The sequence below is a fragment of the Mesorhizobium sp. CA4 genome, from assembly GCF_020165075.1.
In the GTDB taxonomy this organism is placed as follows: domain Bacteria; phylum Pseudomonadota; class Alphaproteobacteria; order Rhizobiales; family Rhizobiaceae; genus Mesorhizobium.
In genome coordinates this window covers 115,531-130,911 of record NZ_JAIUHK010000002.1, presented here as the reverse complement: position 1 = coordinate 130,911, position 15,381 = coordinate 115,531, and the positions used below count along the sequence as shown (strand labels likewise).

The 15,381-nt window shown below is 64.1% G+C and carries 15 protein-coding genes; 5 read left to right on the top strand and 10 right to left on the bottom strand.

Annotated features, from left to right (window positions below):
• The first annotated feature begins 50 nt into the window (after positions 1 to 50).
• From LB528_RS02285 to LB528_RS02270, 4 genes are read left to right on the top strand one after another with little or no spacing between them, the layout of a single operon-like run.
• Complete coding sequence (locus LB528_RS02285; RefSeq protein WP_224515058.1) at positions 51 to 917, top strand: carbohydrate ABC transporter permease; 867 nt, start codon at positions 51 to 53, stop codon at positions 915 to 917.
• Entirely contained in the window at positions 914 to 1,741 is an 828-nt protein-coding gene (locus LB528_RS02280) for a carbohydrate ABC transporter permease (RefSeq protein ID WP_224515056.1), read from the top strand. Before LB528_RS02285 ends, LB528_RS02280 begins: the two co-directional genes overlap by 4 nt.
• Positions 1,742 to 1,755: 14 nt before the next feature.
• Positions 1,756 to 2,802: an NAD(P)-dependent alcohol dehydrogenase gene (locus LB528_RS02275; protein WP_224713681.1), complete on the top strand. Its 1,047-nt coding sequence runs from the start codon at positions 1,756 to 1,758 to the stop codon at positions 2,800 to 2,802.
• A 3-nt stretch (positions 2,803 to 2,805) separates the two neighbouring features.
• On the top strand, positions 2,806 to 3,891 hold the full coding sequence (locus tag LB528_RS02270) for an ABC transporter ATP-binding protein (protein WP_224713680.1): 1,086 nt from the start codon (positions 2,806 to 2,808) through the stop codon (positions 3,889 to 3,891).
• A gap of 62 nt (positions 3,892 to 3,953) precedes the next feature.
• Here the strand turns inward: LB528_RS02270 and LB528_RS02265 are convergent, their stop codons facing one another.
• The 9 genes from LB528_RS02265 to gcvA all read right to left on the bottom strand — a co-directional run bounded on the left by LB528_RS02265 (position 3,954) and on the right by gcvA (position 13,947).
• Positions 3,954 to 5,540, bottom strand: coding sequence for an FGGY-family carbohydrate kinase (locus LB528_RS02265; RefSeq protein WP_224713679.1), 1,587 nt, complete (start codon positions 5,538 to 5,540; stop codon positions 3,954 to 3,956).
• Complete coding sequence (locus LB528_RS02260) at positions 5,537 to 6,220, bottom strand: HAD family hydrolase (RefSeq protein WP_224713678.1); 684 nt, start codon at positions 6,218 to 6,220, stop codon at positions 5,537 to 5,539. The genes LB528_RS02265 and LB528_RS02260 overlap by 4 nt, the downstream gene beginning before the upstream one ends.
• A gap of 20 nt (positions 6,221 to 6,240) precedes the next feature.
• On the bottom strand, positions 6,241 to 7,719 hold the full coding sequence (locus tag LB528_RS02255; RefSeq protein WP_224713677.1) for a mannitol dehydrogenase family protein: 1,479 nt from the start codon (positions 7,717 to 7,719) through the stop codon (positions 6,241 to 6,243).
• Positions 7,720 to 7,884: 165 nt separating this feature from the next.
• Complete coding sequence (locus tag LB528_RS02250) at positions 7,885 to 8,655, bottom strand: L-iditol 2-dehydrogenase (protein WP_224713676.1); 771 nt, start codon at positions 8,653 to 8,655, stop codon at positions 7,885 to 7,887.
• Positions 8,652 to 9,656 (bottom strand): ABC transporter ATP-binding protein, encoded by a 1,005-nt coding sequence (locus LB528_RS02245; protein ID WP_224515042.1) that lies wholly within the window; start codon positions 9,654 to 9,656, stop codon positions 8,652 to 8,654. The genes LB528_RS02250 and LB528_RS02245 overlap by 4 nt, the downstream gene beginning before the upstream one ends.
• Positions 9,657 to 9,702: 46 nt before the next feature.
• Complete coding sequence (locus tag LB528_RS02240; RefSeq protein ID WP_140846390.1) at positions 9,703 to 10,527, bottom strand: carbohydrate ABC transporter permease; 825 nt, start codon at positions 10,525 to 10,527, stop codon at positions 9,703 to 9,705.
• 11 nt (positions 10,528 to 10,538) lie between these two features.
• Positions 10,539 to 11,411, bottom strand: coding sequence for a carbohydrate ABC transporter permease (locus tag LB528_RS02235; RefSeq protein WP_224708610.1), 873 nt, complete (start codon positions 11,409 to 11,411; stop codon positions 10,539 to 10,541).
• 143 nt (positions 11,412 to 11,554) lie between these two features.
• The gene (locus LB528_RS02230) at positions 11,555 to 12,865 is read right to left on the bottom strand and encodes an ABC transporter substrate-binding protein (RefSeq protein WP_224515040.1); all 1,311 of its coding nucleotides are present in this window, start codon (positions 12,863 to 12,865) and stop codon (positions 11,555 to 11,557) included.
• Between the two features lie 173 nt (positions 12,866 to 13,038).
• The gene (gcvA, locus tag LB528_RS02225) at positions 13,039 to 13,947 is read right to left on the bottom strand and encodes a transcriptional regulator GcvA (RefSeq protein WP_224515039.1); all 909 of its coding nucleotides are present in this window, start codon (positions 13,945 to 13,947) and stop codon (positions 13,039 to 13,041) included.
• A 62-nt stretch (positions 13,948 to 14,009) separates the two neighbouring features.
• On the opposite strand from gcvA, the gene LB528_RS02220 reads away from it, so the two are divergent.
• The gene (locus LB528_RS02220) at positions 14,010 to 14,243 is read left to right on the top strand and encodes a hypothetical protein (protein ID WP_224713675.1); all 234 of its coding nucleotides are present in this window, start codon (positions 14,010 to 14,012) and stop codon (positions 14,241 to 14,243) included.
• 23 nt (positions 14,244 to 14,266) lie between these two features.
• Here LB528_RS02220 and LB528_RS02215 read toward each other — a convergent pair whose 3' ends face one another.
• Entirely contained in the window at positions 14,267 to 15,223 is a 957-nt protein-coding gene (locus LB528_RS02215; RefSeq protein ID WP_224713674.1) for a sugar-binding transcriptional regulator, read from the bottom strand.
• Positions 15,224 to 15,381 lie beyond the last annotated feature (158 nt).

Genomic DNA, 15,381 nt, shown 5'->3' with positions numbered 1-15,381 from the left:
CCGTGCGCCGCGGGACCTTCGCCAGACAGCAGTAAACATCCGAGGAGGCCATGCGCCGACGCTCTTCCCTGCCGGTCACATTTCTGGTTCCGACTTTAGCCATCCTTCTGGTGCTGTCGATGGTGCCGACGCTCTATGCCATCGTCATCGCCTTGCAGAATCGCGAGCTGAGCACGACCGGCTATTCCTGGGTCTGGTTCTCGAACTTCGCCGATCTCTTCCTCGACCGCCGCTTCCTCAACGCCGTCTGGGTTTCGGTGAAATGGGAGATCGTCACCGTCGTCGCGACGATGGTGGTGGCGATCGGACTGGGCGTCTTGATATTCGAGGCCGCCGGCCCACGCCTGCGCAATTTCTATTGCCTCCTGTTCATTATCCCGGTGCTTTTGCCGCGCGTGTCCGCCGCCTTCGTCTGGAAGTTCGCCTATCACCCGCTCTACGGCATCGCCACCTATCCCTACCGGCTGATCACCGGCGGGCTGATCTTCGATCCGCTGTCCAAGCCCGGCACTGCGTTGTTCGCCGTCGCTTCGGTGGACGTCTGGCAGTGGGGGCTGTTCTTCGCCGTCATCGTGCTGAAGCTGCTTGAAACCTTGCCGCCGCAGCCGATCGAGGCGGCCAGGCTCGACCACGCCAAGCGCTGGCAGATCCATGCCTATGTCACCTTGCCGATGCTGAAGGCGCCGCTGATCAGCCTGATGTTCGTCAAGATGATCGAGTCGCTGCGCTCCTTCGACCTGATCTATGTGATGACGCGCGGCGGGCCCGGCGTCGCGACCGAGACGCTCGACATGTACGCCTTCTCGCAAGGCTTCATCGAATCCGGCAAGGTCTCCTACGCCTCGGCCATGGCGGTGCTGATGATGATCGCGACCGTCATCACCTTCACCATGCTGTGGAAGCGGGTGCAGGCATGAGGCCATATCCGATAAGACCGGGCCGCCTGATCGCCAAGGCCATTCTGGCGCTGGCCGGATTCCTGGCCGTGTTCCCGCTTGTCTGGACGGCGCTCAACGCACTGAAGAACAATGTCGACATCATCACGCGCGAGCCGAAGGTGATATTCACGCCGACGCTCGCCAATATCAGCTACATCCTCGGACGCGACAGCGTGCTGACCGGGCTCTACAACTCCGCGGTCGCCTGCGGCGCGGCGGTGCTGATCGGCATCGTGCTCGGCCTGCCGGCGGCCTATGCGGTGGCGCGCTATCCCAACCGTTTCGCCGGCGACATCCAGTTCTTCGTCTTGTCGCTGCGCTTCCTGCCGCCGGTGGCGGTGGCGATCCCGCTGATGGTGATCTGGCTGCAGCTCGGGCTCTACGACACTTTGCCGGCGCTGATCGTCACCTATTCGCTGCTGACCATCTCGGTCATCATGTGGCTGGCCATCCCTGCCTTCCAGGGCGTGCCGAAGGAGATCGAGGAGGCGGCTTTGGTCGATGGTTACGGCGCTTATGCCGTCTTCTGGCGGATCGCGCTTCCCGTGGCGGCGCGCTCGCTCATAGGCGCCATCGCCTTCAGCTTCGTGCTGGTCTGGAACGAGTTCCTGATCGCGCTGATGCTGTCGAGCTCCAACGCCAAGACGCTGCCGATCGTGGCTTCCGAGCTCTCGCAGCAAGGCATGAACGTGCCGTGGGGCATCCTCAACGCCTCGGTCGTCCTCTTGTCGCTGCCGCCGCTGCTCTTCCTCGGAGTGCTCAGCGGCTTCCTGAATTCCGTTTTCCGGCAAAAGAAAAGTTGATGTGAGGATACCCGATGCGGGCACTGGTGCTTGAGAAAAAAGGCGAATTGTCGCTGCGCGAGATCGCGCTGCCGCTCGATGTCGGACCGGACGATGTCAGGATCGCCATCCACACGGTGGGCGTCTGCGGCAGCGACGTGCATTACTACACGCATGGCGCCATCGGCAGCTACATAGTTCGCGAGCCCATGGTGCTCGGCCATGAGGCCTCGGGAACGATCGTCGAGGTCGGCGCCAATGTCACGCGCCTGAAGGTCGGCGACCGCGTCTGCATGGAGCCGGGCGTGCCGAACCTTTCCTCGCGCGCGACGAAGCTCGGCATCTACAATGTCGACCCGGACGTCCGCTTCTGGGCAACGCCGCCGGTGCATGGCGTGCTCGCGCCCTACGCCGTTCATCCGGCGGCCTTTACCTACAAGCTTCCGGACAATGTCTCCTTCGCCGAAGGCGCGATGGTCGAGCCCTTCGCCATCGGCATGCAGGCGGCGGCGCGCGCCCGCATCGTGCCGGGCGATGTCGCCGTCGTCGTCGGCTGCGGCCCGATCGGCATCATGATCGCGCTCGCCGCGCTGGCGGGCGGCTGCTCCAAAGTGCTGATCTCGGACTTCTCCGCGCCGAAGCTTGCGATCGCCGCCCAGTATCCCGGCATCGTGCCGGTCGATATCGGCAAGCAGTCGCTGGTCGACGCGGTGCGGGCCGCGACCGACAATTGGGGCGCCGATATCGTGTTCGAGGCGAGCGGCAGCCCGAAGGCCTTCGCCAATCTGTTCGACATCGTGCGGCCGGGCGGCGCGGTGGTGCTGGTCGGGCTGCCGGTGGAGACGGTCGAGCTCAACGTGCCGGCGGCGATTTCCAAGGAAGTGCGCATCGAGACCGTATTCCGCTACGCCAACATCTTCGACCGCGCCCTGCAGCTGATCGCCTCCGGCAAGGTCGACCTCAAGCCGCTGATCACCGGCACCTATGATTTCTCCGAAAGCATCAAGGCGTTCGAGCGCGCGGCGCAAGGCAAGGCGCAGGACGTCAAGCTGCAGATCCTGCTGACCGGCGAGAAGGGATAAGGGATGTCCGCGATCGTTTGCTCCCATGTCGACAAGGCCTACGGCGCCACGACCGTCATCCGCGACCTCAACCTCGCGATCGAGGAGCATGAGTTCGTCGTGTTTCTCGGTCCGTCCGGCTGCGGCAAGTCGACCTTGCTCAGGATGCTGGCGGGGCTGGAGGATATCAGCGGCGGCGAGGTGTCGATCGGCGGCATGGTGGTGAACGATCTCGAGCCGGGCGACCGCGGGATCGCCATGGTGTTCCAGAATTATGCGCTCTATCCGCATATGACGATCTTCGACAACATCGCCTTCGGACTGAAGCGGCAGAAAGTGCCGGCAGCCGAGATCAAGAAGCGGGTCGAGGCGGTCTCCCGAACGCTTGGCCTCGAACCCTATCTCGGCCGCAAGCCTACAGAGCTTTCCGGCGGCCAGCAGCAGCGCGTGGCGATCGCGCGCGCCATGATCAAGACGCCGAAAGTGTTCCTGTTCGACGAGCCGCTCTCCAATCTCGACGCCAAGCTGCGCAACCATATGCGCGTCGAGATCGCCAGGCTGCACCAGTCGCTGAAGACCACCACAGTCTATGTCACGCATGACCAGCTGGAGGCCATGACGCTGGCCGACCGCATCGTGCTCTTGAAGGATGGCGTGATCGAGCAGATCGGCTCGCCGGCGGAGATCTATCGGCGCCCCGGCAATCTGTTCGTGGCCGGCTTCATCGGCACGCCGAACATGAATTTCATCGAGGCCATGGTCGGCCGGAAGGGGGATGGCTGGACGCTGACCGGCGCCGGGACGGTGCTGTCGCTGGAAGGCGGCGACTTCGACCTGCGGCACGGTGAGCGCGTGGTGCTCGGCATCCGGCCTCCGGACCTGAAGACGGCGCAAGCCGGCACGGGAAACCTTTTGCAAGGCACCGCCGATCTCATCGAGTTCCACGGCAATGACGCGCTGGTGACCTTCGGCTCGGGCGGCAAGGAGACCAGCGCGCTGGTGCCGGCCCGCGAATGCCCCGAGTTGCGCGCGCCCGTGCGCTACACGTTCGACGAAGAGAGCATCCACCTGTTCGACGCAGAGACCGGCAAGTCGCTGCGCAGGCAATAAGAGGGATCGATTTCTGCGCAATTCCGAACGGAAAACCGCTACGCACTTTTCCTGGAATTGCTTTATCCAATCGCGTCGAGCGCCTGCCGCTGGCGGTGCATTTCGAGGAAGATGCGGTAGTCTCGGTCGAAGCGGGCGCCGGCTTCCTTGTTGGGCGCGCGCGTCCTGCCGCCCTGCTGCATGGCGACGCAGGCCGCGTTGAGGTCAGGGTAGAGGCCTGCGGCGGTCGCTGCCACCATGCCGGTGCCGAGCAGCACCGCCTCGTCGGCCAGCGGCTCGACCACGGTGCAGCCGGTGGCGTCGGCGTAAAGCTCCATCAGAAGCGGGTTCTTGGTGTGGCCGCCGGTGACATGCAGCGTGTCGATCAGATAGCCGTTCTCGTTCAGCGCCTCGAGCACATGGCGCACGCCGAGCGCGATGGCGACGGCGGTGCGCCAGTAGAGCTTGCACAGACTGTCGAAGGAGGAATCGAGCGTCAGACCGCTGATGACGCCGACCGCATGCGGGTCGGCGAGCGGCGAGCGGTTGCCGTGGAAATCCGGCAGCACATGCAGCCTTGCCGCCAGCGCGTCGCCATCCTCGGCGCGCAGCTCGGCGACGCGCCTGGCGATCTTCATATGCATGGCCGCGTCCGGCTCGCCGCCGGCGCCATGCCAGCGGATGATGTGATCGAGCAGCGCGCCGGTGGCCGACTGGCCGCCCTCAGACAGCCACAGCCTCGGCAAAGCCGCGCCGTAATAGGGGCCCCAGACGCCGGCAAAGGGCTGCGGATCGGGTGACATCGCCATGACGCAGGACGATGTACCGGCGATCAGCGCCAGGTGCCGGCTGATGTTCTTCTCGTCGCCGGCAAAGCCGCCGAGAACGCCCAGCGCACCGGCATAGGCATCGATGACGCCGGCGCCGACCCGGCATTTCTCGGTAAGGCCGAGCTCGGCCGCGGCCTTCGCCGTCAGCGGACCGATGTCGCTTCCGACCGGGCTTGCATTTTCCGGCAGATTGCCGTGCTCGAACAGGTCGCCGAGCCCGACGAGCTCGAAGAAATCGCGCCGCCAGCTCTTTTCCTCATGCGCGAGATAGGTCCATTTGGCCGTCAGCGTGCATTGCGAGCGGGCGAGCGAGCCCGATGCCTTCCAGGTCAGGAAATCGGCGAGGTCGAACAGATAGCCGGCTTCGTTCCATGTCTTCGGCAAATGGCGCTTCAGCCACATCAGCTTCGGCGTTTCCATCTCCGGCGACATCACACCGCCGATGTAGTCGAGAACGGCGTGGCCGCTCGTCGTGCATTCATCGGCCTCGGTGATGGCGCGATGGTCGAGCCAGACCATCGTGTCCCAGCGTTTCTCGCCGGTGACCGAGACGCTGATCTGATCGCCCTGCCTGTCGCGCGCGACCAGCGAGCAGGTCGCGTCGAAGGAGATGCCAGCGACATCGCCGGCGGCGACGCCGGATTTTTGGAGAGCGGACCGCACGGATTGGCACACCGCCGACCAGATGTCTTCCGAATCATGCTCGGCGTGATCGGGCTTGGGCTGATGCATGGCGATCTGATGGTCGGCGCGGCCGAGCAGGTTGCCGCGCGCGTCGAGAATGCCCGCGCGAGCGCTCCCGGTGCCGACATCGACCGCGCAAACGAAACTCTTCGTCAAGATGCCTTTTCTCTCGCTCCCAAGCCTGCAATCAGATCGGGCAATTGCAGCATGTCAGCGAATATAAAGTCCGGTTCCGTCGACGCAAGCCGCGCCTTGAGGGCGGGGTGGGAAGCATGCGAGCCGCCGGTGAAGGCGAAGACGCGCATCCCCGCCGCCCGGGCGGCTGCGACGCCGGCTGGACTGTCCTCGATCACCAGGCACTCGCGCGGATGCGCCTGCATGCCGGCGGCGGCGTGGAGGAAAAGGTCGGGCGCCGGCTTGCCGCGCTTGACCATGGTGGCGCTGAACAGATGCGGCTCCAGCAAGGGGAGCAGGCCGGTGACGTCGAGCGCATAGCGGATACGCTCCAGCGTGCCGGACGAGGCGACGCAGCATGGCCGGCCGAGCTTCGGCAGCACCTCCTTGACGCCTGGGATCGGCTTCAATTCCTCGCGGAATTTGCGCATCAGGTCGACGCGCATGGCGGTCAAATGCCGGTCGCTGATATTGAGCCCGAAATCGCGGCCGAGTATCTCGCGCACGCTCTTCATGCTCTTGCCGAGGAAATGTTCGTAGGCGGCATCCTCGCTGACCGTGCCGCCGGCGAGCTCGATCATGCCGAGCAGCGCCGAGACCGAAAGCGCCTCACTGTCGACCAGGACGCCGTCACAGTCGAAGATGACCAGCTCGGGCATCATGCTGGTGGTTTCCGGTGCTTTCAGAGCTTGCCGGCGAGATAACGCGTCAGGGTTTCGCGCGCGCCGTGCGCCCACAGCACCTTCAAGGCGTGGGCGAAGGCCTCGGCGAAGACGGGCGAGCGGCCGACGTCGCCGTAGATGTCTTCCATCGCCAGCCAGGCCTGCGGATCGTCCTTCGCCGCCTTGGCGGTCGCCTGCATGCGGTCCCAGCTCGGGTCGTTCGGCTCGATGACGGCGCCGCTGTCGGTGGTGCCGAAGCAGTAGCGGCACCAGAGCGCGGATTCCAGCGCGAGACCGGCGACGCCCTCGCCCGCCTTCAGCCGGTCGGCGATCGTCGGGATGATGAATTTCGGCTGGCGGTTGGAGCCGTCGAGGCAAAGCCGGCGAATGGTGTCGCCGATCTTGGGATTGGAGAAGCGGCGCTCGATGAGTTGGTAGTAATCCTCCAGATCCGTATCCGGCACCGGCGGCACGGTCGGGATGATCTCGTCATGCTCGAGCTTCGACAGGAAGGCGCGCACCAGCGGCTCCTGCATGCCTTCATGGACGAAATGAATGTCCATCAGGCCGGCCGGATAAGCGATCGTGGCGTGGCCGCCATTGAGGATGCGGATCTTCATCAGCTCGTAAGGCGAGACGTCCTTGACGAATTGCACACCGACCTTTTCCAGCGCCGGGCGGCCAGCAGTGAAATGGTCCTCCAGCACCCATTGCTTGAACGGCTCGCAAAACACCGGCCAATTGTCCTCCAGCCCGAAATCATCGGCGAGGATCTTGCGCTCGCGGTCGGTGGTGGCCGGGGTGATGCGATCGACCATGCCATTCGGGAAGGCGACATGATCGCCGACCCATTTCGCGAGGTCCTCGTCGATCAGCCGGGCAAGGCCAATGACGCCGTCGGAGGTGACATGGCCGTTATGGGGGATGTTGTCGCAGGACATGACGGTGAACGGCACGATGCCGTCGGCGCGCCGGCGCAGCAGGCCGGCCAGGATAATGCCGAAAACGGTCTTAGGCACAGCACCCGGCTGCGCATCGGCGGCGATGTCGGGATGGGCCGGGTTGAACTTGCCCGAAGCCGGATCGATGAAATAGCCGCCTTCGGTGATGGTCAGCGAGACGATCTTGATCGCCGGATCGGCAAGCCGCTCGATGGTGGCGGCCGCGTCGCCGGGCGTGAGAAAATCGATCATGGCGCCGGTGACGCGGGCGCTCATATGGCCCTGATCCTGCTCGACCACCGTGGTCAGCCAATCCTGCTCTTCGAGCCGGGAGCGGCCGATCTTCTCGCCTTCGAACACGCCGGCGCCGATCAGCGCCCAGTCATGGCCCTCGCCGGTGCCGAACAGATCGTCGAGATAGACCGCCTGGTGCGAGCGGTGGAAATTGCCGACGCCGAAATGGACGATGCCGGCCTTGAGGGCGGAGCGGTCATATTTGGGGCCGGCGACCTTGGCCGGCAGCCTGGCGAGGTTCGAGGAAGAGAGTTTCACGGTCACCTCATTTACCCTTTGGCCGATCTGCAGCCCGACTGATTACGCCTCCTTCGGAAGGAGCGAGGATGAGGGGCAACATCCTGTGTTCCAGTATGCTGCCCCTCACCTGCCCCGCGGCGCCCTCTCCGGAGGAAAGAAGAGAAGCGCCTTCCCCCTCAACTCATCCCGTCAGCTCATCCATTGACCGCCATCGACATTGTAGGTCTGGGCGACAATGTATTCGGCCTCGTCGCTAGCGAGGAAAACGGCCATGCCGGCGAGATCCTCAGGCTTGCCCATGCGGCCGTAGGGAACGCCTTCGCCGACCAGCCGCTTCTTCTCGCCCTTGGGCCGGTTCTCGTACTTGGCAAAGAGCGCATCGACCTGGTCCCACATGTCGCTGTCGACAACGCCCGGCGCGATGCCGTTGACGTTGATGCGATGCTTGATGAGGTCGAGCCCGGCCGACTGCGTCAGCGAGATGACGGCGGCCTTGGTGGCGCAATAGACCGCGACTAGCGGCTCCCCGCGCCGGCCCGCCTGGCTTGCCATGTTTATGATCCTGCCGCCCTTGCCACGCGCGATCATCGAGCGGGCGGCCGCCTGCAGCATGAACAGCGTGCCGGCGACATTGACGGAGAACAGTTTTTCGTAGCTCGCCCTCGTTATCTCGACGATCGGCGCGAGGTCGAAGATCGCCGCGTTGTTGATCAGCACGTCGAGCCCACCGGTCTTCGCCTCGACCGCTTTGACCGCTGCCTCGATCGAAGACTGGTCCGTGACGTCGAGCCGGACTGCGTAAGCCGCAGAACCGATCGCTTTCGCCGTCGCTTCCGCCGCTTCCAGGTCGATGTCGGCAATCGCCACCGTCGCGCCTTCGCGCGCATAGGCTTCGGCGAAGGCCTTGCCGATGCCGCGCGCCGATCCGGTGATCAGCGCCGATTTGCCTTTCAACCTCACTGCACCAGCGCCTTGCCGTCGGCGCCGAAGCGATGGAGCTTAGTCTTGTCGGGAGTCAAGTAAACGGTGTCGCCATGCTTGACCGCGACCTCGCCGTCAGCGCGGACATTGATGGTGCCGATGCCGTCCGCCTGGACGTGGAGGAAGGTGTCGGAGCCGAGATGCTCGGCAACGCCCACCGTCGCCTTCCAGTCGCCGGCCGAGGTCGAGATGTTGAGATGCTCGGGCCGGATGCCGATGGTCTTGGCGCCGTATTTCTGCGCCGGCGCGCCTTCGAGCATGTTCATCTTGGGCGAGCCGATGAAGCCCGCGACGAAGAGGTTCTTCGGCGTCTTGTAGAGCTCCATCGGCGAGCCGACCTGCTCGATGTTGCCGGCATTGAGCACGACGATCTTGTCGGCCATGGTCATGGCTTCGACCTGGTCGTGGGTGACGTAGACCATCGTCGTCTTGAGCTGATGATGCAGCTCGCTGATTTCGAGCCGCATGGTGCCGCGAAGCGCGGCGTCGAGGTTGGACAGCGGCTCGTCGAACAAGAAGGCCGAGGGCTGGCGCACGATGGCGCGGCCGATGGCGACGCGCTGGCGCTGGCCGCCGGACAGCTGGCCTGGGCGCCGCTCGAGATAGTTGGTGAGGTTCAAGACGCGCGCGGCGTCCTTCACCTTCTTGTCGATGGTCGCCTGGTCCTCGCCGGCCATCTTCAGCGGGAAAGCGATGTTCTTGGCGACCGTCATATGCGGATAGAGCGCGTAAGACTGGAACACCATGGCAAGCTTGCGCTTGGCCGGCGCCTCGCGGGTGACGTCGCGGCCATCGATGCTGATGATGCCGCCGCTTGTGTCCTCGAGCCCGGCGATCAGCCTGAGCAGCGTGGACTTGCCGCAACCCGAGGGGCCGACGAACACCACGAACTCGCCGTCCTCGATATTGAGATCGATGTTCGGAATGATCGTTGTCGACCCGAAGGACTTGGAGACGTTCTTGAGCGCGATGTTTCCCATGGTTTCCTCCCGGGGATGGTCTTCGTCGTCCGCCGCTTGGGCGTTGCTACTTCACAGCGCCAAAGGTGAGGCCGCGCACCAGCTGCTTCTGGCTGAACCAGCCCATGATCAGGATCGGCGCGATCGCCAGCGTCGAGGCCGCCGACAGCTTTGCCCAGAACAGGCCTTGCGGACTGGAGAAGGAGCTGATGAAGGCCGTCAGCGGCGCAGCATTGGTGGTGGTGAGCCGGATGGTCCAGAACGCCTCGTTCCAGGCCAGGATGATGTTCAAGAGCATGGTCGAGGCGATGCCGGGAACCGCCATCGGCGTCAGCACATAGATGATCTCGTTCCACAGCGAGGCGCCGTCCATGCGCGCCGCTTCCAGGATCTCGCCCGGGATTTCGCGGAAATAGGTGTAGAGCATCCAGACCACGATCGGCAGGTTGATCAGCATCAGCATGACGGTAAGGCCGATGCGGCTGTCGAGCAGGCCGGTGTCGCGGAAGATCAGGTAGATCGGGAACAGCACCGCGACGGCCGGCATCATCTTGGTGGACAGCATCCACATCAGGATGTCCTTGGTGCGCTTGGTCGGTGAGAACGCCATCGACCAGGCTGCCGGAACCGCGATCAGGATCGCAAGCAGCGTCGAGCCGACCGACAGGATCACCGAGTTCAGGAAGAACTTGAAATAGCCGCTCTGCGCCTGCACCTCGGCATAGCTCTCCATGGTGCCGGACGGGATCAGTGCAAAGCCCTGGATCGCCTCCTGCTCGGACTTGAACGAGGTGATGATCGTGTAGAGGATCGGAAAGAAGATCAGCAGGGCGACGATCCAGGCCGCGGCCGTGGCGATGGTCTTGTGCTGGGTGGTGACTGCGCGTGCCATCTTATCCTCCCTTATTTGTCCAGGTTCTTGCCGACGGCGCGCATGGCGAAGAAGGCAACGATGTTGGCGAGAATGACGGCGATCACGCCGCCGGCGGATGCCTGGCCGATTTTGAATTCCAGGAGCGCCTTCTGGTAGACGAGGAAGGGCAGGTTGGTGGAGGCGTAGCCCGGGCCGCCATTGGTGGTGACCAGGATCTCGGCATAGACCGACAGTAGGAAGATCGTCTGGATCAGGATGACGACGGTGATGGCGCGCGACATATGCGGCAGCGTCAGATAGATGAACCGGCTGAGGAAGCCGGCGCCGTCCATCTCGGCCGCTTCCTTCTGCTCGCCGTCGAGCGATTGCAGCGACGTCAGCAGGATCAGCGTGGCGAAGGGCAGCCACTGCCAGGCGACGATGAGGATGATAGCGGTCAGCGGATGCTGGCCGAACCAGTCGATCGGCTCGGCGCCGAAAAAGCGCGCTATATCGGCAAAGACGCCGTATTGCGGATGCATGATCATGTTCTTCCAGACAAGCGCCGCGACCGGCGGCATGACGAAGAACGGCGAGATGACCAGGATGCGCACGATGCCCTGGCCCCAGATCGGCTGGTCGAGCAACAACGCCAAAAGGATGCCCCCGACGACCGTGATGACCAGCACGCTGACGACGATGATCAGCGTGTTGAGGATCGAGGAGAGGAAGGCCGGGTTGGAATAGAACAGCGCGTAGTTGGAGAAGCCGACAAAACCGTTACGGATCGGGTTCAGCGGATTGTATTGCTGGAACGAGAACCACAGCGTGAACAGCAGCGGCACGATCATCCAGACGAACAGCAGGATCACCGATGGCGCCATCATGAAACGGGCAAGCGAACGGGTTTGCTGAGTAGCCATGACGGTCACCCTCCCAAGGTCAGCCGGATTTTCAGAGTCGTGCCAGAATTTTCCCGATTTTGAAGGGTGGCCGCCCGAACTGGGTTTCGGGCGGCCCCTTGCCGGTCATGATGCGCTACCGGCGTTCGGCACCGGGAGGAGCCTTACTTGATGTAGCCGCCTTCGGTCATCGCCGCGGTGGCGGCGTCCTGAGCCTGCTTCAGCGCGTCGTCGACGCTCGACTGGCCGGCAAGGGCTGCCGAGAAGAGCTGGCCGACGGTGGTGCCGAGGCCCTGGAATTCAGGGATGGCGACGAACTGCACGCCGACATAGGGCACCGGCTTGACGGTCGGATGCGTCGGATCGGCGGCGTTGATGGAGTCCAGCGTCATCTTCGCGAAGGGCGCCGCCTTCTGGTACTCAGGATTGGCGTAGAGCGAGGAGCGCGTTCCAGGAGGAACATTGGCCCAGCCCTCCTTCGAGGCGACGAGCTCGAGATAGTGCTTCGAGGTCGCCCATGAGACGAATTTCTCGGCGGCATCGGCCTTCTGGGTGCCGGCGGGAATGGCGAGCGACCATGCCCACAGCCAGTTGCCGCGCTTGCCGAGCCCGTTGTCGGGCGCTAGCGCATAGCCGACCTTGTCCGCAACCTTCGAGGCCTTCGGATCGGAGACGAAGGACGCCGCGACGGTGGCGTCGATCCACATGCCGCACTTGCCCTGCTGGAAGAGCGCCAGGTTCTCGTTGAAGCCGTTGGAGGAAGCGCCTTCCGGACCGTCGGCCTTCATCAGGTCGACATAGAACTGCAGCGTGTTCTTCCATTCCGGCTGATCGAACTGCGGCTTCCAGTTCTCGTCGAACCAGCGGGCGCCGAAGGAGTTCGACATGGCGGTGAGGAAGGCCATGTTCTCGCCCCAGCCGGCCTTGCCGCGCAGGCACACGCCATTCACGCCGTTGGCGCGGTCGGTCATCTTGTCGGCGGCCTGCTTGATGAAGTCCCAGGTCGGCGCGTCGGGCATCTTCAAGCCAGCCTTCTCCATCAGGTCCTTGCGGTACATGACGAAGGAGCTCTCGCCGTAGAAGGGCGCGGCATAGAGCTTGCCGTCAACGGAAAGGCCGCCGGCGATGGCCGGAATGATGTCCTTGACGTCGTAGTCGTCGCCGAGCTTGTCGAGCGGCAGGAGCCAGTTCTGCTTCGCCCAGATCGGAACCTCATAGGTGCCGATGGTCATGACGTCGTACTGGCCGCCCTTGGTGGCGATGTCGGTGGTGACGCGCTCGCGCAGCACGTTCTCTTCAAGGGTAACCCAGTTGAGCTGGATGTCCGGGTTGGCCTTGGTGAAGTCGTCCGTCAGCTTCTGCATGCGGACCATGTCGCCATTGTTGACAGTGGCGATGGTGATGGATTCGGCATGCGCGGCGAAAGCGAGGGCGCTGGCCGACAACAGGCCCAGGGTGAGCGTGCGAAGTTTCATCAAAATTCCTCCCATAAACCAAGATGAGCATTTGCCTTGGTTATGAGCAATTACTCACTTGCCGTGATTTATGTCAAGCGGGAATCTATGCTGCAGCGCAGCAGAAGTGACGCAACGTGACCCGATCCGGCGACAAGCCGGTCCCCTTCGCGAAGGATGCTACGGCGGTCGGCTTACGGGCAGGCGATCTCGGCCAGGATCCAGTCGCGGAAGGCGCGGATCTTCGGCACGTTGCGGCGCGCCGTCGGATAGACCAGCCAATAGGCATGGCCGTCATCGCCAACGAGGTCGAAGGGCTGGATCAGGCGGCCGTCGGCGAGCTCGTTCTTGAACAGGGCTCTGGTCAGGATGGCCACGCCATGGCCGGCCATCGCCGCGTTCGCCTCATAGGCCTGCGCGCCCATGCTGGAGCCCGGCCGCTTGGCGAGATCATGCCCGGTCACGCCGGCGGCCTCGAACCATTGCGACCACCAGATGTCGCCGGGGTCGAGGATCGGCAGGCGCAGCAGGTCAGCCGGCTCCTTGACGCCGCCTATGCTCGCCGCGAGCTTGGGGCTCAGCATCGGCGTGAAATCGGCGTCGAGCAGCTTGTGAGCCTCGAGGCCCGGCCATTTGCCGCCGCCGGAGCGGATGGCGAGATCGACATCCTCGCGCGCGAAATCGGTCAGGCGGCTGGACGTGTCGAGCCGCACGGCAATTGCGGGATGGGCAAGCTGGAACGAGCCCAGATGCTGCGCCAGCCAGTTCGAGGCGAAGGTCAGCACGGTGGTGACGCAAAGCAGGCCGTCGGCGCCGCCGCGCGCCGCGGCATAGGCCTGGCCCAGGATGGAAAAAGCCTCGCTGACGGCGGGCGCCAGGCGCTGGCCGGGCTCGGTCAACTCGATCTGCCGTGGACGGCGCAGAAACAGCGGCGCGCCGATGCGTTCCTCCAGCAGCTTGATCTGGTAGCTCGCAGCCGCCTGGGTCATGCCCAGCTCCTGCGCCGCCTTGGTGAAGGACAGGTGCCTTGCCACCGCTTCGAACACCCGGATCGCCTGCAGCGGCGGCAGCGGCGCAAGCTGCGGAGAGTTCAGATCGGGCATAAGGCCTCCTTATGGGTCATGATCGAGGTTTGATTGGAAGCACGAACCGGCCAGACCGATATTTGGGGTCGACGGTCAATCCAGTTCAAGCATTGCGAAGGCTGACGATCATGGTCACGGTTCAGGAAAAACTCGTTTCAACCCCGGCACGGGGCTGGTTTTTCGCGCTGGTGCGGGGATTTGCAAGGTTTGCCGGCCGCAGGCGCGGCTATCTCGATGTCCGGGAATTTTCCGAGCATCTGCAGCGGGACATGGGGTTTCTCGACGGCAACGACCCGCGAGGCCGTTCGCAATAGTAGGAGGCTCTTTTTATGGGCAGTCAGCCGGCAAGCAGGGCTTCGGCCGTCCGTTCATCGGTGATGAGGCCATTGACCAGCCGGCGGTTGACGGCGGCGAGGATGCCAGGCAGCTTGCGCTCGCCCATGGCCAAGGCGATGACCAGGGACTTCTCCCGCGACGGCAGCGCAGCGGAGGACACGCGGTCGTTGGTGATGCCCTCGATCATGCGGCCTTCGCGGTCGAAGACCCAGCCGACGATCTCGGCGATGCCGCCGGCCTTCTGCAGCGCCTTCAGCTCGCTTTCGGAAATGAAGCCGTCCTCGTAGAGCGGGGCCTTGGGCCCGAGATCGCCGATGCCGACGAAGGTGACATTGGCTTCGGCGGCCAGCGCCAGGGTCGGCTGGATCATCGGTTGGTTGAGCAGCATCTCGCGCTCTTCCGGTGAGGAGGCGATGACCGGCAGCGGCATCGGGAAGGACCGCGCCTTGACGCGGTCGGCCATGGTGAAGATGACGTTGTAGAAGGCGGCCGAGCCGTCGGGCGAGATGTTGCCGGTCAAGGACACGACTTTGTGCTGCGGGCAGTCCATCGGCGGCAGCTGCTCGATCGCCGCCTTCAGCGTGCGCCCGGTGCCGATCGCCATGACGATGGGAGCCTCAGAGCGCAGCCGGCGTTCGATCTCGGCCGCGGCCGCCTCGGCGATGCCGATCGTCGTCGAGCTCGAGGTCGGGTCGCTCGGCACCACTTCGACAAGGTTGAGCGCGAAGCGCGACTTCAGCCGCGCGGCAAGGTCCAGGCAGTTGGCGATCGGATGATCGACCCGCACCTTGATCAGGCCCTCCGACATGGCGAGCGATACCAGCCGCTGCGCCGTCTGCCTGGAGATGCCGAGCTTGGCGGCGATCTGGTCCTGGGTGTTGCCGGCAACATAATAGAGCCAGCCGGCGCGCGCGGCTTCGTCCAACCTGGTGTTGCCGGTTTCCTGTCGCGAATTCACGTCCGCCTCCCCGCCCGCAAGAATGCTGAATCGGGCGCCATAGCTTACCGCGAATATTTCGGCGCGCAATTGTCTATCGAAAGAGCAATTGCTTGGACGCCTCGTAGGCTGCCGAACGATGAATTCGTCGCGCTTCCGACCATTTGCCTGTGGGACGG

Excerpts from the sequence above, each read along its gene's own strand:
- LB528_RS02285 (WP_224515058.1), top strand. The coding sequence starts at position 51 with ATGCGCCGACGCTCTTCCCTGCCGGTCACATTTCTGGTTCCGACTTTA.
- LB528_RS02280 (WP_224515056.1), top strand. The coding sequence starts at position 914 with ATGAGGCCATATCCGATAAGACCGGGCCGCCTGATCGCCAAGGCCATT.
- LB528_RS02275 (WP_224713681.1), top strand. The coding sequence starts at position 1,756 with ATGCGGGCACTGGTGCTTGAGAAAAAAGGCGAATTGTCGCTGCGCGAG.
- LB528_RS02270 (WP_224713680.1), top strand. The coding sequence starts at position 2,806 with ATGTCCGCGATCGTTTGCTCCCATGTCGACAAGGCCTACGGCGCCACG.
- LB528_RS02260 (WP_224713678.1), bottom strand. The coding sequence starts at position 6,220 with ATGATGCCCGAGCTGGTCATCTTCGACTGTGACGGCGTCCTGGTCGAC.
- LB528_RS02245 (WP_224515042.1), bottom strand. The coding sequence starts at position 9,656 with ATGGGAAACATCGCGCTCAAGAACGTCTCCAAGTCCTTCGGGTCGACA.
- LB528_RS02240 (WP_140846390.1), bottom strand. The coding sequence starts at position 10,527 with ATGGCACGCGCAGTCACCACCCAGCACAAGACCATCGCCACGGCCGCG.
- LB528_RS02235 (WP_224708610.1), bottom strand. The coding sequence starts at position 11,411 with ATGGCTACTCAGCAAACCCGTTCGCTTGCCCGTTTCATGATGGCGCCA.
- LB528_RS02230 (WP_224515040.1), bottom strand. The coding sequence starts at position 12,865 with ATGAAACTTCGCACGCTCACCCTGGGCCTGTTGTCGGCCAGCGCCCTC.
- gcvA (WP_224515039.1), bottom strand. The coding sequence starts at position 13,947 with ATGCCCGATCTGAACTCTCCGCAGCTTGCGCCGCTGCCGCCGCTGCAG.